This window comes from Mesorhizobium sp. M7A.F.Ca.US.010.02.1.1, from assembly GCF_004023085.1.
GTDB lineage: Bacteria > Pseudomonadota > Alphaproteobacteria > Rhizobiales > Rhizobiaceae > Mesorhizobium.
The window spans coordinates 113,294-139,503 of sequence record NZ_RZRV01000013.1; the positions used below are offsets into that span (position 1 = coordinate 113,294).

A 26,210-nucleotide genomic window follows, 5' to 3' on the forward strand; every position below is an offset into this window, starting at 1 on the left:
TCTATACCCTATATAGAGGGTGAACGCAATCTAAAAAAGGACAAATGAGATGATCCGCAAAACCCTGAGCGCCTCGCTCCTGGCGGCGCTGTTTCTTGCAACCCCGGCTCTCGCCGAGGAAGCCACCATCGGACGCCCGATCGAAGGTGGCAGCCTGCACCAGGGACACCTGGACATGGTGGCCTACTACGTTCCGCGCGGCGACCTGCTTGAGGTCACCGCCACTTTCGCACCGAAGACCGGGGGTGATCCGCTGCGGTTCGTCATGGGCCTCGCCAACAGTGACGCCGTGGCGTTTTCCATACCGGGCCACCCGGGCTCGCTCTACGCGTTCTCAAGGTCCGGTAAGGAAGTGACGGTCTCGACCGGGACCGGCACATCCCTGCGAGCCGATGCGACAACGCCCTGACCTGGCGCGCAGGCCGCGGCCGCGCGATGCTGGCCGGGGCTCTCGCGTCCGATCACGCCATCCCAATGAGCCTGGAGAGGTCACATGCTTTACAGCTATTTTGTCGAGAAATCGATCCGGCAGAGCTTCGACGACGTCAACAACCATCGCTGGGACGCGGCGGTGAAGGCCATCGCGCCGCATGTCCATCACCGGGTTGGTGGCGCCCACGCGCTTGGTGGGGAGCGCCACGACAAGCAAGCCCTGCGCCGGTGGTTCGAGCGCCTCGGCCGTGTTCTGCCCACTCTCCATCTCACGGTCAACCACGTCTGGGTGAAGGGCTGGCCGTGGCATACCACCGTGTTTGCCCAGTGGGATGGCACCGCAACCCTGCTCAACGGCGATACGTCCTACGTCAACCATGGTCTCCACGTGTTCACGCTACGGTGGGGCAGGGTTCATGCGCTCGAGGAGTTTTACGATTCACAGGCGGCGGCGCGCGGTCTCGCCGCCCAGGCCGCAGCCGGCCTCGAAGAAGCTGTCGCCGAACAGATAACAAGCTAGCTGAAGCGCGGTCCGAGGACGGCAAGGTTTAAGGGCCGGTCGCGCTGATCTTTTTCGTCGCGTGCCTTCCGCCTGCGCAGTATGCGCGGAGGGTCGGGAAGCGAGCGCCGGCGCTGGACTGCAAGCCAGGAAACCCAGTGCGGGAGCGCAGCGCTGCATCGATGCCGGTGCTGTCGCGGCAACGGTCGAGCCGAGGCAGGCATATAGCTTTCCTGCTAGGAATAGGCCTTGACATCTTGCCGTTCGAATTGTCCATTTGATGCTTGACCGGGCCGAACGGGGCGGCGAGGGCGGACAGGGGCAAACCGGCGCGTGGATAGACAGTCGAGTCGAGTGCTGTTGAAGACGGTTGGGCTGACAAAAGCCTTTCGAGGGCTGGTTGCCCTGCGGGATCATTCCATCGAGCTGCACGAAGGTGAAATCGTTGGGGTAATCGGGCCGAATGGCTCGGGCAAGAGCACGCTTTTCAACCTGATCACCGGCTTCTCCCAGCCGAATTCCGGTAGCATCGAGATGGAGGGCCGTTCGATCGTCGGCCTGCGCACATCGCAGATCGTCGCGATGGGCATCGCCCGCACCTTCCAGGGTTCTCGCCTATTCGGCAGCCTCAGTGTCGCACAGAACGTGCTGACGGCGGCGCAGCTGCGCCATCCTGTCGGGCCCGCCGATACCGTGCTGCGCGGTCGGCGCTATCGCGAGCGGGTGGCCGCGACGCGGCAGCAGGCCGACGAACTCCTCGACCTCATGGGCCTGACAGATCAGGCCGGCAGGGTCGCCGCGGATCTTCCCTACGGCGATCAGCGGCGGCTGGAGATTGCGCGTGCGTTGGCGACCAGCCCGCAGCTGCTGCTGCTCGATGAGCCCGCAGCCGGGCTTGATTCCAACGAGACCAAGGTGCTGGCGGCGCTGATTCGGACGATCCGTGACCGCTACGGCGTAACGGTGGTCGTTGTCGAGCACGACATGGACCTGATCATGGCGCTGTGCGAACGCATCCAGGTGCTGGCGACCGGCGAGGTGATCTGCGTCGGAACACCGGAGCAGGTACGCGAACACCCGAAAGTGCGGGAGGCGTATCTTGGCCACGCCTAGCCCCGTTCTGCTCAGCGTCGAGAACCTCGAGGTCAATTTCGGCGCGGTGCGTGCGTTGAAGGGCATTTCGCTCGACGTCCATACCGGCGAGGTGGTGGCGTTGGTGGGGGCCAACGGCGCCGGCAAGAGCACGACCTTGCGCACCATTTCCGGCCTGTCGCGGCCGCGCGGCGGCAAGATCATCTTCGATGGCAAGCCGATCGGAGGTATCGCTCCGTCGCGTATCGTAACTCTGGGCATCGCGCAGAGCCCGGAGGGCAGGCGCCTGTTCGGCGGCCTGACGGTGGCCGACAATCTGCGGCTCGGCGCCTGCACCCGCACCGACAAGGAGGCCGTCGTCAGAGATAGCGAGCGCATGTTCATGCTGTTCCCGATTCTCAAGCAGCGGCTGAAGCAACTGGCCGGCACGCTGTCGGGCGGCGAACAGCAGCAGCTTGCTCTGGCGCGCGCGCTGATGGCGGCGCCGCGCCTGCTGCTGCTCGACGAGCCTTCGCTCGGCGTTGCGCCGCTGCTGGTGCGCCACATCTTCAGCGCGCTTGCCGAACTGAAGCGCCAGGGCATGACGATGCTGCTGGTGGAACAGAACATCACGCTCGCGCTGGACCTCGCCGACCGTGCCTATGTGCTGCGCACGGGTCAGGTGGCGCTGTCGGGCCGGTCCGCGGAACTGCGCGACAGCGAACGCGTGGCGCAGGCATATCTCGGGGCGGCAACATGACCCAGCTGGACTATATCCTGCAGCAGATCGTCAACGCGGTGAGCCTCGGCAGCCTCTACGCGCTGGTGGCGGTCGGCCTGTCGATCGTCTTCGGCGTCCTCAAGCTCACCAATTTCGCGCATGGCGACGTAATGATGGTAGGCGCATTCGGGGTAGCTCTGCTGGCGGGGATCGGCGTTCCGTTCCCTGTCGCCGTGATCTGCGGCATCGCCGCGGCGGCCGTCGCGGGCTTCCTCATCGAACGCATCGCCTATCGTCCGATCCGCGACGCGCCCGACGTTGCGCGACTGCTCACCAGCCTCGCCGTCACCTACATCATCGAGAACGTCGGAATCCTGGTGTTCACCTCCTCGCCGCGCAATTTTCCACTCCCCGATATTCTCAACACCTCCTGGGAAATGTCGAACGGCGCCATCACCTTCACCAGCATCAATCTCCTGACCATCGCGCTGACCTTCGTGTCGCTGCTGCTCCTCGGCTGGTTCATCACGCGCACCACGACCGGGCTCGGCATGCGCGCCGCAGCCGAGGACATGTCGGCGGCTCACCTTGTCGGACTCAACGTCAACCGGCTGATCATCGTCGCCTTCATCGTCGCATCCGCCTATGCCGGCCTTGCCGGCATTTTGTGGGCGGCACAGGCCGGCGTGGTGCAGCCGCAGATGGGCTTCACGCCGCTCCTGAAGGCTTTCGTGGCGGCGATCATCGGCGGCTTCGGGTCGATCGCGGGCGCCCTGGTGGGCGGCTACATATTGGGCGCGCTGGAGATCTTCATCGTCGCATTCCTGCCGAGCAGCGTCTCGTCCTATCGCGACGCAATCGTCTTTGCCGTGCTGATCGCCTTTCTCCTGGTGCGCCCGGGCGGGCTGCTCCAGCCAAACCGGGAGATAAAGCTGTGAGCCGGGAAGCGCGGATCACACTCCTCGTCCTCGTCGCCCTGGTGGCGGGAGCAGCTGTCGCTTTCGGTGCGCCGCACGTGCTGAGCGACTATTTCGTCCGGATTATCCTGCTGATCGCGCTGAATGCAATCCTGGTGCTGGCGCTGTCGCTGAGCAACGGTTTTACGGGCGTGTTTTCGCTCGGTCATGTCGGCTTCATCGGCGCCGGCGCGTATATATCGGGAATACTGTCGATTCCCGTACAGCAGAAGATGGCACTGCTGCCGCATCTGCCGGCGTTTCTGCATGCTTTCAGCCTCCCCTTCCTGCCGGCGACGCTGGTGGCAGGTCTTCTGACGGCGCTGCTTGCCGTGGTCGTCGGTTATCCCTTGATGCGCCTGTCGGGCTATTTCGTTTCGGTGGCGACGATGGGATTCTTGATTATCGTCAACGTGGTGCTGATCAATGCGTCGGATTTCACCCGAGGCGCCCGCACTTTCACCGGTGTGCCGCTGGAGACGACGTTGCCCTGGGTGATGGGTTGGCTCGCCATCACGGTGTTCGTTCTGGCGCGCCTGGTCTATTCGCCTTTCGGGCGCGCCATGAAGGCGGTGCGCGACGACACAATCGCGGCCAGCGCTGTCGGCATCGGCGTGTTGCGGACCAGACTGATCGCCTTCGTCATCGGCGCGTTCTTCTCAGGCGTCGGCGGGTCGCTCTACGCACATTATCTCGGCTCGTTTTCGCCGAACACCTTCTACTTCGCGCTGACCATGAGCCTGATCACAATGCTGGTGCTAGGCGGCATGGGCTCCCTGACCGGCGCGGTGGTTGGCGTCATCTGCGTTTCGCTGTTGTCGGAGGTCCTGCGCTCGGTCGAACGCGGCTTCACGATCGGCGATTTCGCGGTGCCGGCCCTGTTTGGCGCCAGCCAGATCGTGCTTGGCTTCATCTTCATTCTAGTCATGATCTTCCGGCCGAAGGGGATCATGGGGGACCGGGAACTTACGTTCGGATTAACCCAAAGATCGGCAACGGTGAACCAGACAGAGGAACGAAAACGATGATCAAACTCACTCGACGCGACACCATCGGCCTAGGACTGGGCGCATTCTTCGCGCTTGCCTCGGCCAGCACGGCACTTGCTGCCGACACGATCAAGATCGGCTATCCGGCAAACCTGACCGGCATTCAGGCCTCGCTCGACGGTCCGATGCTGAATGGCGCCAAGCTGGCGGCAAGCGAAATCAACGCCGCCGGCGGCGTGCTCGGCCAACAGATAGAACTGGTGATCTACGACTCCAAGAGCGATTCGACGACGATCTCGACCGTCGCCAGCCAGTTGATCGACAGCGACAAGGTCGTCGGCATCATCGGCTTCGCCGATTCCGATTCGGTGCTGGCCATCGGACCGCAGGTCCAGAAGGCGCAGATCCCGTTCATCACGCCCGGCGCGACCTCGCCGAAATTGCCGAGCCAGCTCGGCAACGAGATCTTCCTCGCCGCCTTCGGCGACAACGTTCAGGCTGCGGTTGGCGCGGAATTTGCGCTGAACAAGCTGAACGGCAAGACCGCCTACCTGCTGACCGACATCGGCACCGAATACACAACGCTGCTGTCGGACTACTTCGTCACCGCCTACGAGCATGGCGGGGGCAAGATCTTGGAGCGCGACACCTACAAGATCGGCGACAAGACCTTTACCGCGCAGATCGCCAAACTGAAGGCGCTGTCACCGCAGCCCGACTTCGTCTATGCCTCGTCGAATGCCGAGGAAATCGGCCTGATCTTGAAGCAGATGCGCCAGGCCGGCATCAACCTGCCGGTGGTCGGCGGCGACGGTTACGACACGCCCTTGCTGATCCAGGTCGGCGGCGACGCGGCCAAGGACACCTACTTCACCACCCATGCCTATATCGGTGAGGGCGCCACCCCGAAGGTGCAGGCCTTCATCGACGCCTACACCAAGTCGGCCGGCAATGCCCCGGAGAACGCGTTCGCTGCGCTCGGCTACGATTCGGTCAAGCTGATGACCGACGCGATCAAGCGTGCCGGTGCGCCGGATCCGGCCAAGATCCGTGACGCGCTGGCCGCTACGTCCGGGCTCGACGGCGTGACCGGAACGATCACCTACCGCCCGGGCATTTCGGTGCCGGACAAATCGGTCTCGGTCATCGGTGTCAAGGACGGCAAGCTTGTCCTTGCAAGTGAAGCGGCACCGACCTTCGTCGCGGAGCCGTGATCTTGTCCACTCCGGGTTCCCTTTGGGACATCTACAGGTCGCGGCTCTCCGCCGCGACCTTCACCGACCTGACGCATGCGTTTCATCCGGGCCAGCCGCACTTCCCGGCCTTCCCGGACGAGGAGCGCCGTGCGTTGCTCGATTTTTCGAAGGGCGACGCCTTCCAGGTCCACCACTACGCCTTCGTCGGACAGTGGGGCACCCATGTCGATCCGCCGGTGCACTTCATCGACGGCGGCCGCTCGATCGACCAACTGTCGGTGGCGGAGATGCTTCTGCCGTTGGTCATCCTCGACATCAGCGACAGGGTCGCCGCCGATCCCGACGCGACGCCGACGCTCGACGACATTTCCGCCTGGGAGACACGGAACGGCCGTATCCCGGAAAAGTGTTTTGTCGCGCTTCGCACCGGGTGGTGGCCGCGCTGGCCAGACCCCGTGGCGTTTCAGAACAAGTCGGCCGACGGTATCTCGCATGCGCCGGGCTGGTCGAAGCCGGTGCTGGAGGAACTTTTGGAACGCCGCGGTGTCGCTGCCATCGGGCACGAGGGCATGGACACCGATCCCGGCCGCGCCACTTCCGCGGGTGACGCAAGCCTGGAATACTATGTGCTGTCCCGCGACTGCTGGCAGATCGAGCTCCTGGCCAATCTCGACAAGGTGCCTGACGCCGGCGCGTTGATAATGGCAAGCTGGCCAAAGCCAAAGGCCGGATCCGGCTTCCCGGCTCGCGCTGTCGCCATCCATGAAGCGGACGGCTGAACGCGTGAAACCGCAGCTGGCGGCGTCTAGGGGCCGCCACACAACGATCACCAGACACACGGAATTCAGACATGGATATAGACACAGTCCGCGATGCTTTTCCGGCGATGGCGAGAGGTGCCGAGCCGAAGAAGCGGATTTTCTTCGACAATCCCGCGGGAACCCAGATGGCGAGCCGTTCGATCGAGCGCATGACGCGTGCCATGATCGAGACCAACGCCAATCTTGGTGGCTATTTCGAAACCTCACTCGCGGCCCAGGCGATGGTCGACGACGCGCATCAGGCGATGGCCGATTTCTTCAATGCCGCGGACCGGCGTGAGGTGGTGTTCGGCCAGAACATGACGACGCTGACTTTCGCCGTCTCGCGCGCCATCGGCCGCGATCTGAACGCCGGCGACGCCATCGTGTTGACGCGCATGGATCATGACGCCAACGTCGCACCCTGGCTGATGCTGGCGGAGGATCGCGGGCTTGAGGTACGCTGGATCGACCTCGATCCAAAAACGTTCGAACTCGACCTGTCGACGCTGGAGGCCACTATCGACGAGGAGGTCAAGCTGGTCGCCGTCGGCTATGCCAGCAACGTTACCGGCACGATCAACGACGTGAAGCGGATCGCGCAGCGCGCACGCGCGGTCGGGGCGCTGAGCTATATCGACGCGGTGCAGTTCGCGCCGCATGGAGTGATCGACGTCCAGGAGATTGGCTGTGATTTCCTGGTTTGCTCGGCCTACAAATTTTTCGGACCGCATCACGGGGTGTTGTGGGGCCGGTTCGATCTGCTGCAGGCGCTGACCGCCTACAAGGTGCGCGCGGCTTCGAACACGCCACCTGGAAAATTCGAGACGGGGACGACAAGCCGCGAGTCGCTTGCCGGGGTGCTTGGCGCCGTCGAGCACTATGCCTGGCTCGGACAGTCCTTCGGCAACGTCCACCCGCAGGCGACGCGGCGCGAGCGCATCGTCGCCGGCATTGAAGTCGCCGACCGTTATGAGCGTGTCCTGACAGCACGGCTGATTGCCGGATTGTCCAGAATTGATGGCGTCTTGGTCCAGGGTATAACCGATGTGGCGGCGCTGGCGCGCCGGGTGCCTACCGTGTCGATCACCGTTGACGGAACCGATCCCGCCGATATCGCCAAGGCGATGGCAAAGGAAGGCATCTATCTCTGGCATGGCCACAATTACGGTTTGGAGCCAATCAAGCGGCTGGGGCTTGCGGACCGCAACGGCGTCGTCCGCATCGGGCTGGCCCATTATAACACCGAGGCGGAAGTCGATTTTCTGTTGGCGAAGCTGGCGGACTGGATGAAGACGCGGACCTGACATGCGCGACAGAAACGGAACCCCGAGGATCGGCGTCAAGCTGCGCCATGCCAGACAGGTGCTTGGCCTCAGCCTGGAAGAGCTCGGCGCCCGCATCGGGCTGACAGAGGGTTATCTCTCGAAGATCGAAAACGACCGCGCGACGCCCTCGATGGCGGCTCTGCACCGGCTGGTGCAGGCGCTGGGCATCAACATGAACGCTATGTTCGGCACGCTGCAGCACAATGCCTCGGAAGTGTTCGTGTTGCGGCAAAACGAGCGTCCGCACATGGAGACGGGACATCGGCGCTCGGGCAACCATGTCGTGCTCGAGCAATTGGTGCCATCCGGTCCGGAATATCTGCTGCAGATCAATGTCCACGTGATCGAGGCCGGCGGCGGCAGCCTCGAGTTGATCAGCCACAAGGGACAGGAATTCGGCTACGTGCTCGAAGGTTCCGTCGAGTTGCTGGTCGAGACGAACGTGGTGGCGCTCGAGGCAGGCGACGCGTTTTATTTCAACTCCGAACTCGGCCACGGCTACCGCAATATCGGTTCGACCACGGTCCGTATCCTCTGGGTCAACACGCCGCCGACATTCTGACCGCCTCTATCGCGGAGTTGTGAAGGCGTTGTTCAATGAGCCAACGCCCACAGGACAACAGCCGCCGGGCCATCGGCCGTTCTGTTTCAATGCCCGAACGCGAGCGGCGGCGCCAACCGGTCGCGCCGCAGCCAGCGCGCCAGCAGCAGCGCGGCCACCACGGCCAGCCCCGTCGACAGGCCGATCCAGATGCCGACGCCATGCAGGCCGAAATGGAAGGCGAGCAGCACGCCGAGCGGCAGGCCGACGCCCCAATAGCCGATCGCGGCATAGATCATCGGCACCTTGGTGTCATGCAGGCCGCGCAGCATGCCGGCGGCCACCGCCTGGGCGCCGTCGAAGACCTGGAACAGCGCCGCGAAGACCAGGAACGACACGGCAAGTTCGATCACCCTGGCATTGGCCGGATTGCCCAGATCGATGAAGGCGCTGATCAGCGGATGCGGCCACAGGATCATCACCAGCCCCATCAGCGCCATGAACGAGACGCCGATGACAAAGGCGGTCCAGCCGGCGCGCGAGACGCCTTCCGGATTGCCGGCGCCGTGCGCAAGGCCGACGCGCACCGTCACCGCCTGGTTGAGGCCGAGCGGCACCATGAAGGAGATCGAGGCGATCTGGATGGCGATCGCGTGCGCGGCCAGGGAATCCGCGTCGATCAGGCCCATCAGCAGGGCCGCCGCATTGAAGATCGTCACCTCGAAGGCGAGGATGCCGGCAATCGGCAGGCCGAGCCGCAACAGGCCCTTGAAGCGCGGCCAGTCGGCGCGCCAGAAACGGCCGAACAGACGGTAGCGGCGGAACTTCTTCTCCAGCATCACCACGGCAGCCATGCCGATGAACATCAGCGCTGAGGACAGCGAGGTGGCAAGGCCCGACCCGGCAATGCCCATTGCCGGCACGCCGAGATTGCCGAACATGAACACCCAGTTGAAGAAGACGTTGCAGGCGACGGCGACGAAGACGATGACCAGCGCCCAGCCCGGCCGTTCCAGCGCCGAGATGAACGAGCGCAGCACGATATAGAAGTAGAAGGGCAGCACCGCCCATTCGAGCCAGCGCAGATAGATGCCGGCCTGATGGGCCAGAACCGGGTCCTGGCCCATGGCCAATAGAATGCCCTCGCCGTGCCAAAGCACGAGCCAGATCGGGATCGAGATCAGGATCGCCAGCCACAGGCCCTGGCGCACGGTGCGGCGCAGGTCGCGCACCGAATAGCGGCGGCGGCCGAGCTCGGTAGCGATCATCGGCGAGGTCGCCAGCATCAGGCCGAGGCCGAAGATCAGCGGCATGAAATAAAGGTTGGCGCCAAGCGCGCCGCTGGCCAGCGTATCCGGGCCCAGACGACCCATCATCATGACGTCGGTGGCCGTCATCGCGGTCTGGCCGAGATTGGTCAGCACCATCGGCCAGGCGAGCGCCAGCGTCGCCCTGATTTCCTGACGCCAAAGATTTTCCGGCGCGCGAGCGCCGGCTTCGATCGCAGACATTGTTCCGCTCTTTCCACCTACGGCACGTCGGCCAGAGCCGGAAGCCGCATGTCAAACGGCAAAACCTTCGGTTTCGCCGCGTTTGCGTCAGCTTCTGGACGAAACGCGACATGAAGGCAAGAGAGGAGGGACGGGAACGGATTGAGCCAGCGACCGGCCCGATGCTCTAGCGGATCGCGTCCAGCATCCGGCGCTGGCGGTGCATCTCGAGGAAAACCTTGTAGTCGCGCTCGAAACGCCCTGATGATTTCGGGTTCGACGGGCGCGTCCTGCCGCCTTGCTGCATGGCAAGACAGGCGGCGTTGAGGTCGGGAAACAGCCCGGCAGCGGTGGCGGCGATCATGCCGGTACCGAGCAGCACCGCCTCGTCGGCCAGCGGCTCGATCACCGTGCAGCCGGTGGCGTCGGCGTAGAGTTCCATCAGCAGCGGGTTCTTGGTGTGGCCGCCGGTGACGTGCAGCGTGTCGATCAGATAGCCGTTCTCGTTCAGTGCCTCCAGCACGTGGCGCACGCCGAGCGCGATGCCGACGGCGGTGCGCCAATAGAGCTTGCACAGGCTGTCGAAGGAGGAATCCAGCGTCAGCCCGCTGACGACGCCGACGGCATGCGGATCGGCGAGCGGTGAGCGGTTGCCATGAAAGTCGGGCAGCACATGCAGCCTTGCGGCGAGGCTGTCGCCCTCGATGGCGCGCAGCTCGGCGACACGCCTGGCGATCTTCGCATGCATGGCGGCATCCGGCTCGCCGCCGGCGCCGTGCCAGCGGATGATGTGGTCGAGCAGGGCGCCGGTCGCCGACTGGCCGCCTTCCGACAGCCACAGCCTGGGCAGCGCCGCGCCGTAATACGGCCCCCAGACGCCGGCGAAAGGCTGCGGATCCGGTGACATCGCCATGACGCAGCTCGACGTGCCGGCGATCAGCGCCAAATGCCGGCCGATGTCCTGTTCGTCGCCGGCAAAGCCGCCGAGCACGCCAAGCGCGCCGGCATAGGCATCGATGACGCCGGAGCCCACCCGGCATTTCTCGCTCAGCCCAAGCTCGGCCGCCGCTTGCGCCGTCAATCGACCGATATCGGCGCCGACGGGACTGGCCTTTTCCGGCAGGCTGCCGTGCTCGAAAAGATCGCCGAGGCCGACGAGCTCGAAGAAGTCGCGCCGCCAGCCTGTCTCCTCATGCGCCAGATAGGTCCATTTGGCGGTCAGCGTGCATTGCGAGCGGGCCAGCGAACCCGTCGCTTGCCAGGTCAGGAAATCGGTCAGGTCGAATAAATAGCCGGCTTCATTCCACGTGTCCGGCAAATTGCGCTTCAGCCACATCAGTTTCGGCGTCGCCATTTCCGGCGACATGACGCCGCCGATGTAATTCAGCACGGCGTGGCCGCTTGCCGTGCATTCGTCGGCCTCGGCGATGGCGCGGTGGTCGAGCCAGACGACGGTGTCCCAGCGCTTGTCGCCCGTGACCGAGACACTGAGCTGGCTGCCTTGCCGGTCGCGCACCACCAGCGAACAGGTGGCATCGAAGGAGATGCCGACAATGTCCTCAGGCTCGACACCGGCTTTTTCGCGGGCAGCGCGCACGGCGGTGCAGACGGCCGACCAGATATCGCGCGAATCATGCTCGGCGTGATCGGGCTTCGGCTGGTTCATGGCGATCGGCCGCTCGGCGCGGCCGAGCAAGGTGCCACTGGTGTCGAGAATGCCCGCGCGAGCGCTCCCGGTGCCGACATCGACCGCGCAAACGAACTGTTTCGTCAAGATGCTCTGTCTCTCGCTCCCAAGCCTGCAATCAGATCGGGCAATTGCAGCATGTCAGCGAATATAAAGTCCGGTTCACTCGACGCAAGCCGCGCTTTCAAGGCGGGATTGCCGGCATGCGATCCGCCGGTGAAGGCGAGCACGCGCATCCCTGCCGCCCGCGCAGCAGCGATGCCGGCCGGGCTGTCCTCGATGACGAGGCATTTGCGCGGATGGGCCCGCATGCTGGCGGCGGCATGCAGGAACAGATCCGGCGCCGGCTTTCCCTTGGCCACCATGGTGGCACTGAACAGATGCGGCTCCATCAGCCCAAGCAATCCGGTGACGTCGAGCGCGTAGCGGATGCGGTCGAGCGTGCCTGAGGACGCGACACAGTACGGCAGCCCAAGCTTGGGCAGCATCTTCCTGACGCCGGCGATCGGCTTCAGCTCCTCGCGGAATTTGCGCATCAATTCGACGCGCATCTCGGTCAGGTGCAGGTCGGTGATATCGAGCCCGAAGTCGCGGCCGAGGATCTCGCGCACGCTTTTCATGCTCTTGCCGAGGAAATGCTCGTAGGCGGCGTCCTCACTGACGCTGCCGCCGGCAAGTTTGACCATGCCAAGCAGCGCCGAGACGGAGAGCGCCTCGCTGTCGACCAGCACGCCATCACAGTCGAAGATGACCAGCTCAGGCGTCATGATGGAGAATGGCTCTCAGAGCTTGCCGGCGAGGTAGCGCGTCAGCGTCGCGCGCGCGCCATTCGCCCACAGCACGTTGAGCGCATGGGCAAAGGCCTCGACAAACGCCGTCGCGCGGCCGACATCGCCATAGATGTCCTCCATGGCGAGCCAGGCGGCGGGAGCATCCTTTGCCGCCTTTGCCGTCGCTTGCAGCCGGTCCCAGCTCGGATCGTTGGGCTCGATGACGGCACCGCTGTCGGTCGTACCGAAGCAATAGCGGCACCAGAGCGCTGATTCCAGCGCCAGGCCGACGACGCTTTTCCCGGCCTTCAGCCGGTCGGCGATGGTCGGGATGATGAATTTCGGCTGGCGGTTGGAGCCGTCGAGGCAGAGCCGGCGCACCGTGTCGCCGATCTTGGGATTGGAGAAGCGGCTCTCGATGAGCTGGTAATAGTCTTCCAGGACCGTGTCCGGCACCGGCGGCACGGTCGGGATGATTTCGTCCCGTTCGAGCTTGGCCAGAAACCCGCTCACCAGCGGCTCCTGCATCGCCTCATGGACGAAATGGATGTCCATCAGCCCGGCCGGATAAGCGATGGTGGCGTGGCCGCCATTGAGGATGCGGATCTTCATCAATTCGTAGGGCGCAACGTCTTTGACGAACTGCACGCCGACCTTTTCCAGTGGCGGCCGGCCGCCGGTGAAATGGTCCTCCAGCACCCACTGCCGGAACGGCTCGCAGAACACCGGCCAGTTGTCCTCAAGGCCAAAATCCTTGGCGAGAATGCCGCGTTCGCGATCGGTGGTCGCCGGCGTGATGCGATCGACCATGCCGTTCGGAAAGGCGACATGCTCGCTGGCCCAGTTCGCCAGATCCTCGTCGATCAAACGGGCCAGGCCGATGACCCCGTCCGAGGTGACATGGCCGTTGTGGGGGATGTTGTCGCACGACATCACCGTGAACGGCACGGTACCCTCGTCGCGGCGGCGCACCAGCCCGGCAAGGATGATGCCGAACACCGTCTTCGGCGTCGCGCCGGGCTGCGCATCGGCGACGATGTCGGGATGGGTCGGGTTGAACACGCCGGAGGCCGGGTCGATGAAATAGCCGCCTTCGGTGATGGTCAGCGAAACGATCTTGATGGCCGGGTCGGCCAGCTGTTCGATGATGCCGGCCGCATCGCCGGGCATCAGGAAGTCGATCATGGCGCCGGTGACGCGTGCGCTCATATGGCCGCTGTCCTGCTCGACCACGGTGGTCAGCCAATCCTGCTCTTCCAGTTTGCCGCGACCGATCTTTTCACCGTCGAACACGCCGGCGCCGATCAGCGCCCAGTCATGGCCGATGCCCGCATTGAACAAATCGTCGAGATAGACGGCCTGATGCGAGCGGTGAAAATTGCCAACGCCGAAATGCACGATGCCGGCCTTCAATGTTGCGCGGTCATACTTCGGACCGGCGACCTCAGTGGGCAGCTTGGAGAGGTTTGAGGACGAGAGTTTCACGGTCATCTGTTTTACCCTTTGGCCGGATTTCGGCCTTCGTTACGCTCCTCTCCCGGTCGGGGAGAGGATAAGGGGTGGCACTTGCTACGCGCCCGCTGATGTCGGCCTCTGCTCCTCGCGGAGGTACGAGGAGCAGAGGCCGTCCCCCGCCCTCAACTCATCCACTGGCCGCCGTCGACATTGTAGGTCTGGGCGACGACGTATTCGGCGTCGGCGCTGGCGAGAAAAACCGCCATGCCGGTAAGGTCCTGCGCCGTGCCCATGCGGCCATAGGGCACCGCCTCGCCGACCAGTTTCTTCTTCTCGCCCCTCGGCCGGTTTTCATATTTGGCGAACAGCGAATCGACGTGATCCCAGTGCTCGCCGTCGACCACGCCAGGGGCAATCGCGTTGACGTTGATGCGGTGCTTGATGAGGTCGAGCCCCGCCGACTGGGTCAGCGAGATGACGGCGGCCTTGGTGGCGCAGTAGACGCCGACCAGCGCCTCGCCGCGGCGTCCGGCCTGGCTCGCCATGTTGATGATCCTGCCGCCCCGGCCAGCGGCGATCATCGAGCGGGCGGCAGCCTGCAGCATGAACAGCGTGCCGGCGACATTGACGGAAAACAATTTGTCGTAGCTTGCCTTGGTGATCTCGACGATCGGCGCCAGGTCGAACAGGGCGGCGTTGTTGATCAGGATATCCAGGCCACCGGTCTTCGTCTCGACGGCTTTCACCGCCGCTTCGATCGAGGCGAGGTCGGTGACGTCGAGCTTGACCGCATAGGCCTTGCCGCCGATCTCGGCGGCTGTCTTCTGCGCCGCCTCGAGATTGATGTCGGCGATGGCGACGGTTGCGCCTTCGCCGGCATAGGCTTCGGCGAAGGCTCTGCCGATGCCGCGGGCCGAACCCGTGATCAGCGCGGATTTGCCGGCCAGTCTCATGCTCACATCGCCTTTCCGTCGGCGCCGAAGCGGTGCAGCTTGGCCTTGTCCGCTGTCAGATAGATGGTGTCGCCGTGACGGACGGCGAGTTCGCCGTCGGCGCGCACTGTCAGCGGACCGACGCCATCGGACTGGACGTGCAGGAAGGTGTCGGAGCCGAGATGTTCGGCGACGCCGACAGTGGCTTTCCATTCGCCCGCCGTGGTCGAGATCTCCAGATGCTCGGGACGGATGCCGATGGTCTTGGCGCCGTTTTTGGCAGCCGGCGCGCCTTCTATCAGGTTCATCTTCGGCGAGCCGATGAAGCCGGCGACGAACAGGTTCTTCGGCGTCTTGTAGAGCTCCATCGGCGAGCCGACCTGCTCGATGTTGCCGGCGTTCAGCACGACGATCTTGTCGGCCATGGTCATGGCTTCGACCTGATCGTGGGTGACGTAGATCATGGTGGTCTTGAGCTGATGGTGCAACTCGCTGATCTCCAGCCGCATGGTGCCGCGCAGTGCCGCATCGAGGTTGGACAGCGGTTCGTCGAACAGGAAGGCGGTCGGCTGACGCACGATGGCGCGGCCGATGGCGACGCGTTGGCGCTGGCCGCCGGAAAGCTGGCCGGGCCGGCGTTCGAGATAGTTGGTCAAGTTGAGCACGCGCGCCGCGTCTCCCACCTTCTTGTCGATGGTCGCCTTGTCCTCACCGGCCATCTTCAGCGGAAAGCCGATGTTCTTGGCCACCGTCATGTGCGGATAGAGCGCGTAGGACTGGAACACCATGGCCAGCTTGCGCTTGGCCGGTGCCTCGCCGGTGACGTCGCGGCCGTCGATGTTGATGGAGCCGCCGCTGGTGTCCTCGAGCCCGGCGATCAGGCGCAGCAGCGTTGACTTGCCGCAACCCGACGGGCCGACGAAGACGACGAACTCGCCATTCTCGATCACCAGGTCGAGACCGGGGATGATGGACGTCGCTCCGAAGGATTTGGAGACGTTCTTGAGCGTGATGTTTCCCATGATTTCCTCCCCGAGGGGTTATTTCTGCCGATTGCTTCGAACAATTCCGTTATTTCACCGCACCACCAATTATTTGACCGCACCAAATGTCAGGCCGCGCACCAACTGCTTCTGGCTGAACCAGCCCATGATCAGGATCGGCGCGATGGCCAGCGTCGAGGCGGCCGAAAGCTTGGCCCAGAACAGGCCTTGCGGGCTGGAGAACGAGCTGATGAAGGCGGTCAGCGGTGCGGCTTCCGTCGTCGTCAGCCGGATCGTCCAGAACGCCTCGTTCCAGGCCAGGATGATGTTGAGCAGCATCGTCGAGGCGATGCCCGGCACCGCCATCGGCGTCAGCACATAGATGATCTCGTTCCACAGCGATGCGCCGTCCATGCGCGCCGCTTCCAGGATCTCGCCCGGTATTTCGCGGAAGTAAGTGTAGAGCATCCACACCACGATCGGCAGGTTGATCAGCATCAGCATGATCATCAGGCCGATGCGGCTGTCGAGCAGTCCGGTATCGCGGAAGATCAAGTAGATCGGGAACAGCACCGCGACCGCGGGCATCATCTTGGTGGACAGCATCCACATTAAGATGTCCTTGGTCCGCTTGGTCGGCGAGAAGGCCATCGACCATGCCGCCGGTATGGCGACCAGCAGGGCCAGGATGGTCGAGCCGACCGAGAGCAGAACCGAGTTGAAGAAGAACTTGAAGTAGCCGCTTTGCGCCTGAACCTCGGCATAGCTCTCGAACGTTCCCGACGGGATGATGCTGAAGCCCTGGATGGCTTCCTGCTCCGACTTGAACGAGGTGATGATCGTGTAGAGGATCGGGAAGAAGATCAGCAGGGCGACGATCCAGGCGGCAATTGTCGCAATCGTCTTGTGCTGGGTGGTGACTGAGCGTGCCATCGTAGCCTCCCTTACTTGTCCAGGTTCTTGCCGACCGCGCGCATGGCAAAGAAGGCAACGATGTTGGCGAGAATGACGGCGATCACGCCGCCGGCGGATGCCTGGCCGATTTTGAACTCCAGCAACGCCTTCTGGTAGACGAGGAAGGGCAGGTTGGTGGAGGCGTATCCCGGGCCGCCATTGGTGGTGACGAGGATCTCGGCATAGACGGAGAGGAGGAAGATCGTCTGGATCAGGATGACGACCGTGATGGCGCGCGACATGTGCGGCAGCGTCAGATAGATGAAGCGGCTGATGAAGCCGGCGCCGTCCATCTCGGCGGCTTCCTTCTGCTCACCGTCGAGCGACTGCAACGCGGTCAAGAGAATGAGCGTCGCGAAAGGCAGCCATTGCCAGGCGACGATGATGATGATCGCCAGCATCGGATGCTGCCCGAACCAGTCGATCGGCTGAGCCCCGAAGAAGCGGGCTATATCGGCGAACACCCCGTATTGCGGGTGCATGATCATGTTCTTCCAGACCAGTGCGGCCACCGGCGGCATGACGAAGAACGGTGAGATGACGAGAATGCGCACGATGCCCTGGCCCCACATCGGCTGGTCGATCAGCAGCGCCAGAAGGATGCCGCCGATCACCGTGATCAGGAGCACGCTGACCACCAACGTTAGCGTGTTGAGGATCGACTGCAGGAAGGCCGGGTTGGAATAGAACAGCGCGTAATTGGAGAAGCCGACAAAGCCGTCGCGGATCGGATTGAGCGGGTTGTATTGCTGGAAAGAGAACCAGATGGTGATGACCAGCGGCACAATCATCCAGACGAACAGCAGCACCACGGATGGCGCCATCATGAAACGGGCAAGCGAACGGGTCTGCTGAGTAGCCATGACGGTCACCCTTCACTGGTCAGACGGAATTTTCAAAAGGCGTTAAAGGCGGCCGCCCGAACTGGGAACTCGGGCGGCCGTTGCCGGTCAGGAGGCGACCGGCAGTCGGCACCGGGAGGAGCCTTACTTGATGTATCCGCCTTCGGTCATTGCCGCGGTGGCAGCGTCCTGGGCCTGCTTCAGGGCATCGTCGACGCTCGACTGGCCGGCAAGAGCCGCCGAGAAGAGCTGGCCGACAGTGGTGCCAAGACCCTGGAACTCAGGGATGGCGACGAACTGCACGCCGACATAGGGCACCGGCTTGACGGTCGGATGCGTCGGATCGGCGGCGTTGATGGAGTCCAGCGTCATCTTGGCGAACGGAGCCGCCTTCTGGTATTCGGCATTGGCGTAGAGCGAGGAGCGCGTGCCCGGAGGAACGTTGGCCCAGCCTTCCTTCGAAGCGACGAGTTCCGCATAATGCTTGCTGGTCGCCCAGGAGACGAATTTCTGGGCGGCATCGGCCTTCTGCGTGCCGGCGGGGATCGCCAGCGACCATGCCCACAGCCAATTGCCGCGCTTGCCCAGGCCATTGTCGGGTGCCAGCGCATATCCAACCTTGTCAGCGACCTGCGATGCCTTGGGATCGGAGACGAAGGACGCAGCGACGGTGGCGTCGATCCACATGCCGCATTTGCCCTGCTGGAACAGCGCCAGGTTTTCGTTGAAGCCGTTGGAGGACGCACCCTCGGGGCCGTCGGCCTTCATCAGGTCGACATAGAACTGCAGCGTGTTCTTCCATTCCGGCTGATCGAACTGCGGCTTCCAGTTCTCGTCGAACCAGCGCGCGCCGAAGGAGTTGGACATGGCCGTCAGGAAGGCCATGTTCTCGCCCCAGCCGGCCTTGCCGCGCAGGCACACGCCGTTCACGCCATTGGCGCGATCGGTCATCTTGTCGGCGGCCTGCCTGATGAAGTCCCAGGTGGGCGCGTCGGGCATCTTCAGTCCGGCCTTCTCGATCAGGTCCTTGCGGTACATGACGAAGGAGCTTTCGCCGTAGAAGGGCGCGGCATAGAGCTTGCCGTCGACCGAAAGGCCGCCGGCGATGGCCGGGATGATATCCTTGGCGTCGTAGTCGTCGCCGAGCTTGTCGAGCGGCAGCAGCCAGCTCTGCTTGGCCCAGATCGGAACCTCATAGGTGCCGATGGTCATCACGTCGTACTGGCCGCCCTTGGTGGCGATGTCGGTGGTGACGCGCTCGCGCAGCACGTTTTCTTCGAGCGTAACCCAGTTGAGCTGGATGTCGGGGTTCGCCTTGGTGAAGTCCTCGGTCAGCTTTTGCATGCGGACCATATCGCCATTGTTGACGGTGGCGATGGTGATGGATTCGGCATGTGCGGCGAACGCAAGCGTGCTGGCCGTCAACAAGCCCAGGGTGAGCGTGCGAAGTTTCATCAAATTCCTCCCTTGAACCAAGATGAGCATTTGCCTTGGCTTTGGGCAATTACTCACTTGGCGTGAATTATGTCAAGCCGGATTCGATGCTGCAGCGCAGCACTTGGGCGACACCGCAGGCCGGGACGAGCGAAATTGCCAGGGCGCGGATCGTCCCGGCCGCATACAGTGAGGCAACGGCGGATACATCTGCGAGAACCAGGTGCAGCCCGGAAGCTTGCCGGTCAGCAGGCGATCTCGGCCAGCAGCCAGTCGCGGAAGGCACGGATCTTCGGCACGTTGCGGCGCGCCTCGGGATAGACCAGCCAATAGGCATGGCCGTCGTCGCCAACCAGATCGAAAGGTTGGATCAGACGCCCGTCCGCGAGTTCCGCCTTGAACAGCGCCCTGGTCAGGATCGCGACGCCATGACCGGCGATCGCCGCATTGGCCTCATAGGCCTGCGCGCCCATGCTGCTGCCGGGCCGCTTGGCAAGATCGTGCGAGTGCACGCCAGCAGCCGAGAACCATTCCGTCCACCAGATGTCGCCGGGATCGAGGATAGGCAGCCGCAAGAGGTCGGCCGGTTCCCTGACGCCGCCGATGGTCGCCGCGAGTTTCGGGCTCAGCATCGGCGTGAAGTCGGCATCGAGCAGCTTGTGCGCTTCCAGGCCCGGCCATTTGCCGCCGCCCGAGCGGATGGCAATATCGGTATCCTCGCGGGCAAAGTCGGTCAGGCGGCTCGACGTTTCGAGCCGCACCGCCAGCGACGGATGGGCGATCTGGAACGACCCCAGCCGGTGCGCGAGCCAGTTCGAGGCGAATGTCAGCACCGTCGTGACGCACAGCAAGCCGTCGGCCCCGCCACGCACCGCGGCATAGGCCTGGCCAAGGATGGCGAAGGCCTCGCTGACCGCAGGTGCCAGGCGCTGCCCGGCCTCGGTTAACACGATCTGCCGCGGCCGGCGTAGGAACAGCGGCGCGCCGACACGCTCCTCCAGCACCTTGATCTGATAGCTGACCGCCGCTTGCGTCATGGCGAGTTCGCCGGCGGCCTTGGTGAAGGAAAGATGCCGCGCCACCGCGTCGAACACCCGGATCGCCTGCAGCGGCGGGAGTGGCGAAACCTGTCGCGAGCCGAGGTCCGGCATAAGGCCTCCTTATGGATCATGATCGATGTTCGATTGGCAAAGACCGCCGGCAAGACCGACATTCCCAGTCAACCCGTCATTCGGGTCCAGGATAGCGAAGGTTGACGATCATGACCATGGCGCAGCAAAAATGCACTCCCGCACCGGATCACCGCTGGTTTTCGTGGCTGACGGATGGATTCGGCTGGTTCGCGACCAAAAAACGGGCGCATCTCGATATCAGGGACCTGTCGCCGCATCTGCAGCGCGATCTCGGGTTTCTCGATGGCAACGACCCTTTCGGGCGGCACGGCTAGTGCGGTTGGCCTTATCGCAAACCGGGTTGTGGGTCCGGTCAGATGCCAGCCAGCAGGGCGGCGGCGGTCCGTTCATCGGTGATGAGGCCGTTGATCAGCCGCCGGTTCGCGGCCGCTAGGATGCCTGGCAGCTTTCGTTCGCCCATGGCCAGTGCGATGACCAGCGATTTCTCGCGTGACGGTAGCGAAGCCGACGACACCCGGTCGTTGGTGATGCCCTCGATCATGCGGCCCTCCCTATCGAACACCCAGCCGACGATCTCCGCGATGCCGCCGGCCTTCTGCAGCGCCTTCAATTCGCTCTCCGAAATGAAGCCGTCTTCGTAGAGCGGCGCCTTGGGGCCGAGATCGCCGATGCCGATGAAGGTGACGTCGGCTTCCGCCGCCAGCGCCAGCGTCGGCTGGATCATCGGCTGGTTGAGCAGCATCTCGCGCTCCTCCGGCGACGAGGCGATGACCGGCAGCGGCATCGGGAAGGAGCGCGCCTTGACCCTGTCGGCCATGGTGAAGATGACGTTGTAGAAGGCGGCCGAGCCGTCCGGCGAGATGTTGCCGGTCAACGACACCACCTTGTGTTGCGGGCATTCCATTGGCGGCAGCTGCTCGATCGCCGCCTTTAGCGTGCGACCGGTGCCGATCGCCATGACGATCGGGGTCGGAGACCGCAACCGCCGCTCGATCTCGGCGGCAGCCGCCTCCGCGATGCCGATCGTGGTCGAGGACGAATTGGGGTCGCTCGGCACCACCTCGACCAGATCGAGCGCAAAGCGCGATCTCAGCCGTGCCGCCAGATCGAGGCAGTTGGCGATCGGATGGTCGACGCGAACCTTGATCAAGCCCTCCGACACCGCCAGCGATACCAGCCGCTGCGCCGTCTGCCGCGAAATGCCGAGCGTCGAAGCGATCTGGTCCTGTGTGTTGCCGGCAACATAATAAAGCCAGCCGGCGCGCGCCGCATCGTCCAGCCTGTTGCTGCCACCATCCTGCCGGCTATTCAAAGTCCTGCCTCCCGAGACCGCCGGTTGTGAGAGCGGCCCATGCCCCACTTTCGCAGGGAACGGCCAACTGCGCAATTGTCAATCTCGGGAGCAATTGCTTGCTGTTCATCGACGTAAGCACGGCCCAGTTTTTCTTCCCCCACGAAGTCTCTGTCGCCAAAGAGACTTGGCCGCGGTCCCGGCAGGCGGCAGGTTCTTGCGCTCCGAAGGTTTATCTCCCGGCTCAAACCCTTTAAGGGATGGCAAAAAGGAGCCTCACATGATGCCGAAAGCGGTTTTCTGGGACATGGACGGCACGCTGGTCGACAGCGAACCGCTGCATGAAGCAGCCCTGATGGCGGCGATGCGCAATGTCGGCCTTGTCCCGCCGGACGATCTGCATGAGCGCGTGCTCGGCGTTGCCGCCTGGCCGGTCTACGAGATGATGCGCGACGAGTTCGGCCTGGACCTGCCTTTCGACGACTGGATCGTGCGCAAATACGAGCACTATCTGCCGCTGGTGGAGAGCTTGAAGCCGCGCCCCGGCGCGATCGAGATATTCAACGAGCTGCGTGCAAGAGGCATCCAGCAGGCCGTGGTCTCGAATTCGGACCGGATGATCGTCGACGCCAATCTGAGCATGGTCGGCCTGATCTACCCCGGCATGAAGACGATCAGCCGCAACGACGTGCGCGAAGGCAAGCCGCATGCCGAGCCGTTCCTGCGCGCCGCGTATCTGGCCGGTGTCGACCCCGCGCACGCCGTGGCGATCGACGACAGCTGGCCGGGCGCCATGGCGGGACTGGCGGCGGGCATGAAGACGATCTTCTGGCCGGAAAAGCCGATGGAGGGCCCGCCCGGCGCCGTCGTCATCAACAGCGCCGATCAGCTCCGGGCAGAACTAGGCCTGTAAGGCAATCAGTTTCGGTAGACCGGTTCCTGCTCGTCGAGGATCGCCTTCAACTCGCTGAGATGGCGTTCGGCCTGGCCGGGATAGTCGTCCATCTCGCTCGCCGCCTTTTCGGCGATCGCATCTGACAGCGTGCGCAGCGGGCGGCCGGTCCACAGCGCCTTGATGTAGGTCTCGGCGGCGCGCTCGAAATAGAACATGCGGTTGAAGGCATCGGCGACCGTGTCGCCGATGACCAGCACGCCGTGATTGCCCATCACCATCACCTTGACCTTGGGATCGACGAGAAGCTGCGAGCAGCGCTCGCCCTCCTCCTCGAAGGCCAGCCCGCCATAATGCGCGTCCACGACGTGGCGATTGAAGAACATCGCCGAATTCTGGTCGATCGGCGGCAGTGTCGAGTCAGCGAGCGATGCCAGCACCGTGGCGTGGATCGAGTGCACATGCATGACGCAGCGCGCGTGGCGCACATTGCGATGGATGGCGCCATGCAGCCCCCACGCCGTCGGGTCGGGCGCATTGGGGCCGGAGAGCGTTTCTGGATCGTTGGCATCGATCATCAGAAGGTCGCTCGCCTTGATGCGCGAGAAATGCACCTGGTTGGGGTTCATCAGGAACTGTGTGCCGCCATCATTGACGGCCAGCGAGAAATGATTGGCCACAGCCTCGTGCATGTTGAGCCGCGCCGTCCAGCGGAAGGCGCAGGCGAGATCGACGCGCTCCTCATAGTAGGGCAGGTTGGTCAGCGTTTCCTTTTGCAGACGGGCAAGGCTCATCGAAAAATCCTCCGGTTTCGGCAAGAATGCCGTGGCCAGTCGATCCCCGCAACCGGTTTTGGTTGGTGCAGGGATAGCTGTCTCACGCCGCCGTGCTGGCAGCGGCAGCGCCGGCTCGCAGGCCGCCATGCTCGATGATGAAATCGATCACCTCCTGCAGCCCCTTGCCGCGCGACAGGTCGGTGAAGCCGAACGGCCGCTTGCCGCGCATGCGGCCGGCGTCGCTCTCCATGACATCGAGGTTGACGTTCACGTAAGGAGCAAGGTCGCTCTTGTTGATCACCAGGAAATCGGAGCGGGTGATTGCCGGCCCGCCCTTGCGCGGGATCTCCTCGCCCTGGCAAACCGAGATGACATAGAGCGTCAGGTCGGCGAGATCGGGCGAGAAGGTGGCGGCGAGGTTGTCGCCGCCGGATTCGATGAAGACGATGTCGAGATCCGGGAATTTCCTGTTCATCTGCGCGATCGCCTGCAGATTGATCGACGCGTCCTCGCGGATGGCGGTGTGCGGGCAGCCGCCGGTCTCGACACCCATGATGCGGTCCTCGGGCAGCGCCTGCAGCCGCGCCAGCATCATGGCGTCTTCCTTGGTGTAGATGTCGTTGGTGACGACGGCGATGGAAAACTCGTCGCGCAGCGCCTTGCACAGTTTTTCGGTCAGCGTCGTCTTGCCCGAACCGACCGGGCCGCCAATGCCGACGCGCAGCGGACCATTTGTCTGTGTCATGTCGGAAACTCCGTGATGGCGAGGATGGCAAAGCCGAGCCCGATCAACAGGCACAGCGGCGAATAATAGCGGACATCGAGCCGCGCGAAAGGCTGTTCCGGCGTCAGCCGCCGCCACCACGGCGTGAAGCCGGCTATGCCGCGTCCCAGGAACACCAGACCGATGAGCAGCGAGGTGGCGGCGAGCCCCTCCTGGGGGAAGGGCGAGGCAAAGACGCCTATGAGCGCAAGCGGCCACAGCGTCGCCAGGCACAGGCACGCGGCGACGGCGAAACTGGCGAACGGCGTCGGCATCTCATCGACGCCGCGAAAGCCGACGACGGCGTGAGCGCAGGAGGCCGCATCCTGGCCCGGCCAGATGCCGCCAAGGCCCCAATAGGCGTGCAGCGCGGTAATCAGGAGTAGAACGGTCGAAAGCGAGAAGGCGAGAAGGATCATGAACGGAACAATCGCGAATACTGGGTTTCGTGCTTCATCGCCATGACATCGGAAACGAAGGCGCAGCCACCGAGATCGTCGAGTGTCGAGCGCGCGGCGCGGGTCGCGGTCGCCAGGGCCAGTGGCTCGAAGCCGGCCAACAGAGCTGTGGCTTTGCTCTGGCCGACGATGCCAAGCCGGATCGCTGCCTGCACGAGGTTGGAGAAGAAGGTTTGCAGGAAGGCCGACAGCGCGTCCTGAAGCCCGATGCCGTTGCCGCCGGCAATGGCGCCGACGGCGACGCAATAGGCGCATTCAGCCGGCAAGCGCTCCAGCACTGGATTTGGCCAGGCCGCCGCCGCTTTGAGGAAGGCCGCACCCTGCAGCATGGTTTCGGTGTGGCGTTCGCGCGAGCCGGCCAGCGCCTCCGCGAGTGCCGCTACTTCATCGAGATCGCCTGCGTTGCGCGCGCGGCGCCAACTCTCGGCGAACAGCACGGCATCGTTCCAGCCGGAGCCCATCTCGACCAGCGTTTCCAGCCAGCAGGCGAGGCTGTCGGCATCGGCAATCAGCCCGTCATGCACCGCGCGCTCGAGACCATGGCTGTAGGAAAAGCCGCCGACCGGAAAGGCAGGCGACAGCCACGCCATCAGCCGCAGCAGGGCGATGTTCGAAGGCTGGTCAGTCATGATCGTGGCGATGGCCGGCATGACTGTGCGAATGGGAATGCGCTTCGCCATGAGAATGGCTGTGCGCTTCCGCGTGGCTGTGCGCATGCGCATGGCCGTGATCATGGCTTTGCCCATCATGGCCGGAATAGGCACCGCGCACCGGTTTGAACGGTTCGGACACGTCGGTCACGGTGGCGCCCAGCCCCTCCAGCATCGCCTTGATGACATGGTCGCGCAGGATGAGGATGCGCCCGGCCTCGATGCTCGCCGCGAGATGGCGATTGCCGATGTGCCAGGCGAGCTCGGCCAGATGCACGCCGTCGCGGGCGCGGATGTCGTAGACCTCTTCCGGCGCCGCGATGATCTCGATATGGCCGCCATCCTCCAGCACCAGACGGTCGCCATCGTTCAAGGCGACGGGCTCGGGCAGGTCGACCAGCACCTTGCTGCCGTCGGCAAGCTCGATGGCGCGGCGGCGCAGATGGCGTTCGTCATGGGCGAGAATGGCCCGGCCGGACGGTAGGGTGGTTCCGGCATTGCCGGCGGACAGCACGGAGACGGCGCGCGGGAATTTGGTGAAGTCGGTGTTGAGGTTGAGCTTCATTTCATGGATCCTCCATTTGCTTGTGCCCGCACACGCGCAGGCCGCGCCAGCACGCGGTCGAAATAGGCGTTGACGCGTTCGGACTCGATCTCAAACCGGCTGGCACGCGCCCAGCCGCCCATGTCGCCGAGCAGCACGTCGACGGCGGAAAACCGAGCGCCCAGCGCAAACGGTTTGTCGCCCAGCCGCCGCTCCAGCGCCTTCAGCTCCGAGGCAAAATCGTAAGCCGCCGCAGGACCGACATCGACGCGTACGTCCTTCGGCAGCAGGAAGCGATGGCGCAATTTGTTCCACAGCGGCGCTTCAAGCTCGCTCTGCGCAAAATGCATCCAGGAATCCATTTCGGCGCGACCGGCTAGGCCTGGGTTGGCGCTCATGCCCATGTCCGCGTGCTTGTCGGCGAGATAGACGCAAATCGCCGCCGAATCCGTCACCGTCAGTTCGCCATCGATGAGGATCGGCACCTTGCCCGATGGGTTGAGCGCATAGGCTTCCGGTGAGCGCAGCCTGACCTCGACGAATTCATAAGGCTGCCCGAGCTCCTCGAGCATCCAGAGAACGCGGCTGACCCGGGATCCGCGCGATCCAACGGCCTTGTACAT

General features: G+C 63.9%; 29 protein-coding genes. 12 read left to right on the plus strand and 17 right to left on the minus strand.

What is annotated here, in order from left to right; genetic code table 11:
- Positions 1-49: 49 nt before the first annotated feature.
- The 10 genes from EOA19_RS16490 to EOA19_RS16535 all read left to right on the plus strand — a co-directional run bounded on the left by EOA19_RS16490 (position 50) and on the right by EOA19_RS16535 (position 8,554).
- Positions 50-409 (plus strand): hypothetical protein, encoded by a 360-nt coding sequence (locus tag EOA19_RS16490; RefSeq protein ID WP_023810720.1) that lies wholly within the window; start codon positions 50-52, stop codon positions 407-409.
- Positions 410-493: 84 nt separating this feature from the next.
- On the plus strand, positions 494-952 hold the full coding sequence (locus EOA19_RS16495) for a nuclear transport factor 2 family protein (RefSeq protein ID WP_128304215.1): 459 nt from the start codon (positions 494-496) through the stop codon (positions 950-952).
- Positions 953-1,285: 333 nt separating this feature from the next.
- Positions 1,286-2,044, plus strand: a complete 759-nt coding sequence (locus EOA19_RS16500; RefSeq protein ID WP_245486190.1) for an ABC transporter ATP-binding protein — start codon at positions 1,286-1,288, stop codon at positions 2,042-2,044.
- Positions 2,031-2,762, plus strand: coding sequence for an ABC transporter ATP-binding protein (locus EOA19_RS16505; RefSeq protein WP_128304217.1), 732 nt, complete (start codon positions 2,031-2,033; stop codon positions 2,760-2,762). Before EOA19_RS16500 ends, EOA19_RS16505 begins: the two co-directional genes overlap by 14 nt.
- Complete coding sequence (locus tag EOA19_RS16510) at positions 2,759-3,661, plus strand: branched-chain amino acid ABC transporter permease (protein ID WP_128304218.1); 903 nt, start codon at positions 2,759-2,761, stop codon at positions 3,659-3,661. The genes EOA19_RS16505 and EOA19_RS16510 overlap by 4 nt, the downstream gene beginning before the upstream one ends.
- Entirely contained in the window at positions 3,658-4,707 is a 1,050-nt protein-coding gene (locus tag EOA19_RS16515) for a branched-chain amino acid ABC transporter permease (RefSeq protein ID WP_023810716.1), read from the plus strand. Before EOA19_RS16510 ends, EOA19_RS16515 begins: the two co-directional genes overlap by 4 nt.
- Positions 4,704-5,882, plus strand: a complete 1,179-nt coding sequence (locus EOA19_RS16520; RefSeq protein WP_023810715.1) for an ABC transporter substrate-binding protein — start codon at positions 4,704-4,706, stop codon at positions 5,880-5,882. Before EOA19_RS16515 ends, EOA19_RS16520 begins: the two co-directional genes overlap by 4 nt.
- Entirely contained in the window at positions 5,879-6,643 is a 765-nt protein-coding gene (locus tag EOA19_RS16525; RefSeq protein WP_245486191.1) for a cyclase family protein, read from the plus strand. Before EOA19_RS16520 ends, EOA19_RS16525 begins: the two co-directional genes overlap by 4 nt.
- Before the next feature lie 71 nt (positions 6,644-6,714).
- Positions 6,715-7,971: a cysteine desulfurase-like protein gene (locus EOA19_RS16530; RefSeq protein ID WP_128304220.1), complete on the plus strand. Its 1,257-nt coding sequence runs from the start codon at positions 6,715-6,717 to the stop codon at positions 7,969-7,971.
- 1 nt (position 7,972) lies between these two features.
- Positions 7,973-8,554, plus strand: coding sequence for a cupin domain-containing protein (locus tag EOA19_RS16535; protein WP_023810712.1), 582 nt, complete (start codon positions 7,973-7,975; stop codon positions 8,552-8,554).
- Positions 8,555-8,640: 86 nt separating this feature from the next.
- Here the strand turns inward: EOA19_RS16535 and EOA19_RS16540 are convergent, their stop codons facing one another.
- The 10 genes from EOA19_RS16540 to gcvA all read right to left on the minus strand — a co-directional run bounded on the left by EOA19_RS16540 (position 8,641) and on the right by gcvA (position 20,231).
- A complete protein-coding gene (locus EOA19_RS16540) occupies positions 8,641-10,044 on the minus strand; it encodes an MATE family efflux transporter (RefSeq protein WP_023810711.1) in 1,404 nt (467 codons plus the stop codon).
- Between the two features lie 166 nt (positions 10,045-10,210).
- Entirely contained in the window at positions 10,211-11,797 is a 1,587-nt protein-coding gene (locus EOA19_RS16545) for an FGGY-family carbohydrate kinase (RefSeq protein ID WP_023810709.1), read from the minus strand.
- The gene (locus EOA19_RS16550) at positions 11,794-12,477 is read right to left on the minus strand and encodes an HAD family hydrolase (protein WP_023810708.1); all 684 of its coding nucleotides are present in this window, start codon (positions 12,475-12,477) and stop codon (positions 11,794-11,796) included. Before EOA19_RS16550 ends, EOA19_RS16545 begins: the two co-directional genes overlap by 4 nt.
- A 15-nt stretch (positions 12,478-12,492) precedes the next feature.
- On the minus strand, positions 12,493-13,971 hold the full coding sequence (locus tag EOA19_RS16555) for a mannitol dehydrogenase family protein (RefSeq protein ID WP_023810707.1): 1,479 nt from the start codon (positions 13,969-13,971) through the stop codon (positions 12,493-12,495).
- A 146-nt stretch (positions 13,972-14,117) separates the two neighbouring features.
- A complete protein-coding gene (locus EOA19_RS16560) occupies positions 14,118-14,888 on the minus strand; it encodes an L-iditol 2-dehydrogenase (RefSeq protein ID WP_128304237.1) in 771 nt (256 codons plus the stop codon).
- 2 nt (positions 14,889-14,890) lie between these two features.
- Positions 14,891-15,889 (minus strand): ABC transporter ATP-binding protein, encoded by a 999-nt coding sequence (locus EOA19_RS16565; protein ID WP_023810706.1) that lies wholly within the window; start codon positions 15,887-15,889, stop codon positions 14,891-14,893.
- Between the two features lie 69 nt (positions 15,890-15,958).
- Positions 15,959-16,783, minus strand: coding sequence for a carbohydrate ABC transporter permease (locus EOA19_RS16570; RefSeq protein ID WP_128304221.1), 825 nt, complete (start codon positions 16,781-16,783; stop codon positions 15,959-15,961).
- An 11-nt stretch (positions 16,784-16,794) separates the two neighbouring features.
- Complete coding sequence (locus tag EOA19_RS16575) at positions 16,795-17,667, minus strand: sugar ABC transporter permease (RefSeq protein WP_013528414.1); 873 nt, start codon at positions 17,665-17,667, stop codon at positions 16,795-16,797.
- 123 nt (positions 17,668-17,790) lie between these two features.
- Positions 17,791-19,101, minus strand: a complete 1,311-nt coding sequence (locus EOA19_RS16580) for a sugar ABC transporter substrate-binding protein (RefSeq protein ID WP_128304222.1) — start codon at positions 19,099-19,101, stop codon at positions 17,791-17,793.
- 224 nt (positions 19,102-19,325) lie between these two features.
- Positions 19,326-20,231: a transcriptional regulator GcvA gene (gene gcvA / locus EOA19_RS16585; RefSeq protein WP_023810703.1), complete on the minus strand. Its 906-nt coding sequence runs from the start codon at positions 20,229-20,231 to the stop codon at positions 19,326-19,328.
- 110 nt (positions 20,232-20,341) lie between these two features.
- On the opposite strand from gcvA, the gene EOA19_RS16590 reads away from it, so the two are divergent.
- On the plus strand, positions 20,342-20,527 hold the full coding sequence (locus EOA19_RS16590) for a hypothetical protein (RefSeq protein WP_023810702.1): 186 nt from the start codon (positions 20,342-20,344) through the stop codon (positions 20,525-20,527).
- Between the two features lie 38 nt (positions 20,528-20,565).
- Here the strand turns inward: EOA19_RS16590 and EOA19_RS16595 are convergent, their stop codons facing one another.
- Positions 20,566-21,525 (minus strand): sugar-binding transcriptional regulator, encoded by a 960-nt coding sequence (locus EOA19_RS16595; RefSeq protein ID WP_023810701.1) that lies wholly within the window; start codon positions 21,523-21,525, stop codon positions 20,566-20,568.
- A 259-nt stretch (positions 21,526-21,784) separates the two neighbouring features.
- On the opposite strand from EOA19_RS16595, the gene EOA19_RS16600 reads away from it, so the two are divergent.
- Positions 21,785-22,417, plus strand: coding sequence for an HAD family phosphatase (locus tag EOA19_RS16600; protein WP_128304223.1), 633 nt, complete (start codon positions 21,785-21,787; stop codon positions 22,415-22,417).
- Positions 22,418-22,422: 5 nt separating this feature from the next.
- Here EOA19_RS16600 and EOA19_RS16605 read toward each other — a convergent pair whose 3' ends face one another.
- The 6 genes from EOA19_RS16605 to EOA19_RS16630 form a co-directional block, all read right to left on the minus strand.
- Positions 22,423-23,190, minus strand: a complete 768-nt coding sequence (locus tag EOA19_RS16605) for a class II aldolase and adducin N-terminal domain-containing protein (RefSeq protein WP_128304224.1) — start codon at positions 23,188-23,190, stop codon at positions 22,423-22,425.
- An 82-nt stretch (positions 23,191-23,272) separates the two neighbouring features.
- Positions 23,273-23,917: an urease accessory protein UreG gene (gene ureG / locus EOA19_RS16610; RefSeq protein WP_013528407.1), complete on the minus strand. Its 645-nt coding sequence runs from the start codon at positions 23,915-23,917 to the stop codon at positions 23,273-23,275.
- Positions 23,914-24,354 (minus strand): DUF3995 domain-containing protein, encoded by a 441-nt coding sequence (locus EOA19_RS16615; RefSeq protein ID WP_128304225.1) that lies wholly within the window; start codon positions 24,352-24,354, stop codon positions 23,914-23,916. Before EOA19_RS16615 ends, ureG begins: the two co-directional genes overlap by 4 nt.
- Positions 24,351-25,022, minus strand: a complete 672-nt coding sequence (locus EOA19_RS16620) for an urease accessory protein UreF (protein WP_023810697.1) — start codon at positions 25,020-25,022, stop codon at positions 24,351-24,353. Before EOA19_RS16620 ends, EOA19_RS16615 begins: the two co-directional genes overlap by 4 nt.
- The gene (gene ureE, locus EOA19_RS16625) at positions 25,015-25,608 is read right to left on the minus strand and encodes an urease accessory protein UreE (RefSeq protein ID WP_023810696.1); all 594 of its coding nucleotides are present in this window, start codon (positions 25,606-25,608) and stop codon (positions 25,015-25,017) included. Before ureE ends, EOA19_RS16620 begins: the two co-directional genes overlap by 8 nt.
- On the minus strand, positions 25,605-26,210 hold the full coding sequence (locus tag EOA19_RS16630; protein WP_128304226.1) for a glutathione S-transferase family protein: 606 nt from the start codon (positions 26,208-26,210) through the stop codon (positions 25,605-25,607). The genes ureE and EOA19_RS16630 overlap by 4 nt, the downstream gene beginning before the upstream one ends.

What these genes read in the sequence shown, in the direction of transcription:
- ureE (WP_023810696.1), bottom strand. Translation starts at nt 25,608, where the DNA reads ATGAAGCTCAACCTCAACACCGACTTCACCAAATTCCCGCGCGCCGTC.
- EOA19_RS16600 (WP_128304223.1), top strand. Translation starts at nt 21,785, where the DNA reads ATGATGCCGAAAGCGGTTTTCTGGGACATGGACGGCACGCTGGTCGAC.
- EOA19_RS16590 (WP_023810702.1), top strand. Translation starts at nt 20,342, where the DNA reads ATGACCATGGCGCAGCAAAAATGCACTCCCGCACCGGATCACCGCTGG.
- EOA19_RS16620 (WP_023810697.1), bottom strand. Translation starts at nt 25,022, where the DNA reads ATGACTGACCAGCCTTCGAACATCGCCCTGCTGCGGCTGATGGCGTGG.
- EOA19_RS16575 (WP_013528414.1), bottom strand. Translation starts at nt 17,667, where the DNA reads ATGGCTACTCAGCAGACCCGTTCGCTTGCCCGTTTCATGATGGCGCCA.
- EOA19_RS16530 (WP_128304220.1), top strand. Translation starts at nt 6,715, where the DNA reads ATGGATATAGACACAGTCCGCGATGCTTTTCCGGCGATGGCGAGAGGT.
- EOA19_RS16490 (WP_023810720.1), top strand. Translation starts at nt 50, where the DNA reads ATGATCCGCAAAACCCTGAGCGCCTCGCTCCTGGCGGCGCTGTTTCTT.
- EOA19_RS16615 (WP_128304225.1), bottom strand. Translation starts at nt 24,354, where the DNA reads ATGATCCTTCTCGCCTTCTCGCTTTCGACCGTTCTACTCCTGATTACC.
- EOA19_RS16535 (WP_023810712.1), top strand. Translation starts at nt 7,973, where the DNA reads ATGCGCGACAGAAACGGAACCCCGAGGATCGGCGTCAAGCTGCGCCAT.
- EOA19_RS16580 (WP_128304222.1), bottom strand. Translation starts at nt 19,101, where the DNA reads ATGAAACTTCGCACGCTCACCCTGGGCTTGTTGACGGCCAGCACGCTT.
- EOA19_RS16495 (WP_128304215.1), top strand. Translation starts at nt 494, where the DNA reads ATGCTTTACAGCTATTTTGTCGAGAAATCGATCCGGCAGAGCTTCGAC.
- EOA19_RS16550 (WP_023810708.1), bottom strand. Translation starts at nt 12,477, where the DNA reads ATGACGCCTGAGCTGGTCATCTTCGACTGTGATGGCGTGCTGGTCGAC.
- EOA19_RS16570 (WP_128304221.1), bottom strand. Translation starts at nt 16,783, where the DNA reads ATGGCACGCTCAGTCACCACCCAGCACAAGACGATTGCGACAATTGCC.
- EOA19_RS16565 (WP_023810706.1), bottom strand. Translation starts at nt 15,889, where the DNA reads ATGGGAAACATCACGCTCAAGAACGTCTCCAAATCCTTCGGAGCGACG.
- ureG (WP_013528407.1), bottom strand. Translation starts at nt 23,917, where the DNA reads ATGACACAGACAAATGGTCCGCTGCGCGTCGGCATTGGCGGCCCGGTC.
- EOA19_RS16555 (WP_023810707.1), bottom strand. Translation starts at nt 13,971, where the DNA reads ATGACCGTGAAACTCTCGTCCTCAAACCTCTCCAAGCTGCCCACTGAG.
- gcvA (WP_023810703.1), bottom strand. Translation starts at nt 20,231, where the DNA reads ATGCCGGACCTCGGCTCGCGACAGGTTTCGCCACTCCCGCCGCTGCAG.
- EOA19_RS16510 (WP_128304218.1), top strand. Translation starts at nt 2,759, where the DNA reads ATGACCCAGCTGGACTATATCCTGCAGCAGATCGTCAACGCGGTGAGC.
- EOA19_RS16605 (WP_128304224.1), bottom strand. Translation starts at nt 23,190, where the DNA reads ATGAGCCTTGCCCGTCTGCAAAAGGAAACGCTGACCAACCTGCCCTAC.
- EOA19_RS16540 (WP_023810711.1), bottom strand. Translation starts at nt 10,044, where the DNA reads ATGTCTGCGATCGAAGCCGGCGCTCGCGCGCCGGAAAATCTTTGGCGT.
- EOA19_RS16630 (WP_128304226.1), bottom strand. Translation starts at nt 26,210, where the DNA reads ATGTACAAGGCCGTTGGATCGCGCGGATCCCGGGTCAGCCGCGTTCTC.
- EOA19_RS16560 (WP_128304237.1), bottom strand. Translation starts at nt 14,888, where the DNA reads ATGAGACTGGCCGGCAAATCCGCGCTGATCACGGGTTCGGCCCGCGGC.
- EOA19_RS16520 (WP_023810715.1), top strand. Translation starts at nt 4,704, where the DNA reads ATGATCAAACTCACTCGACGCGACACCATCGGCCTAGGACTGGGCGCA.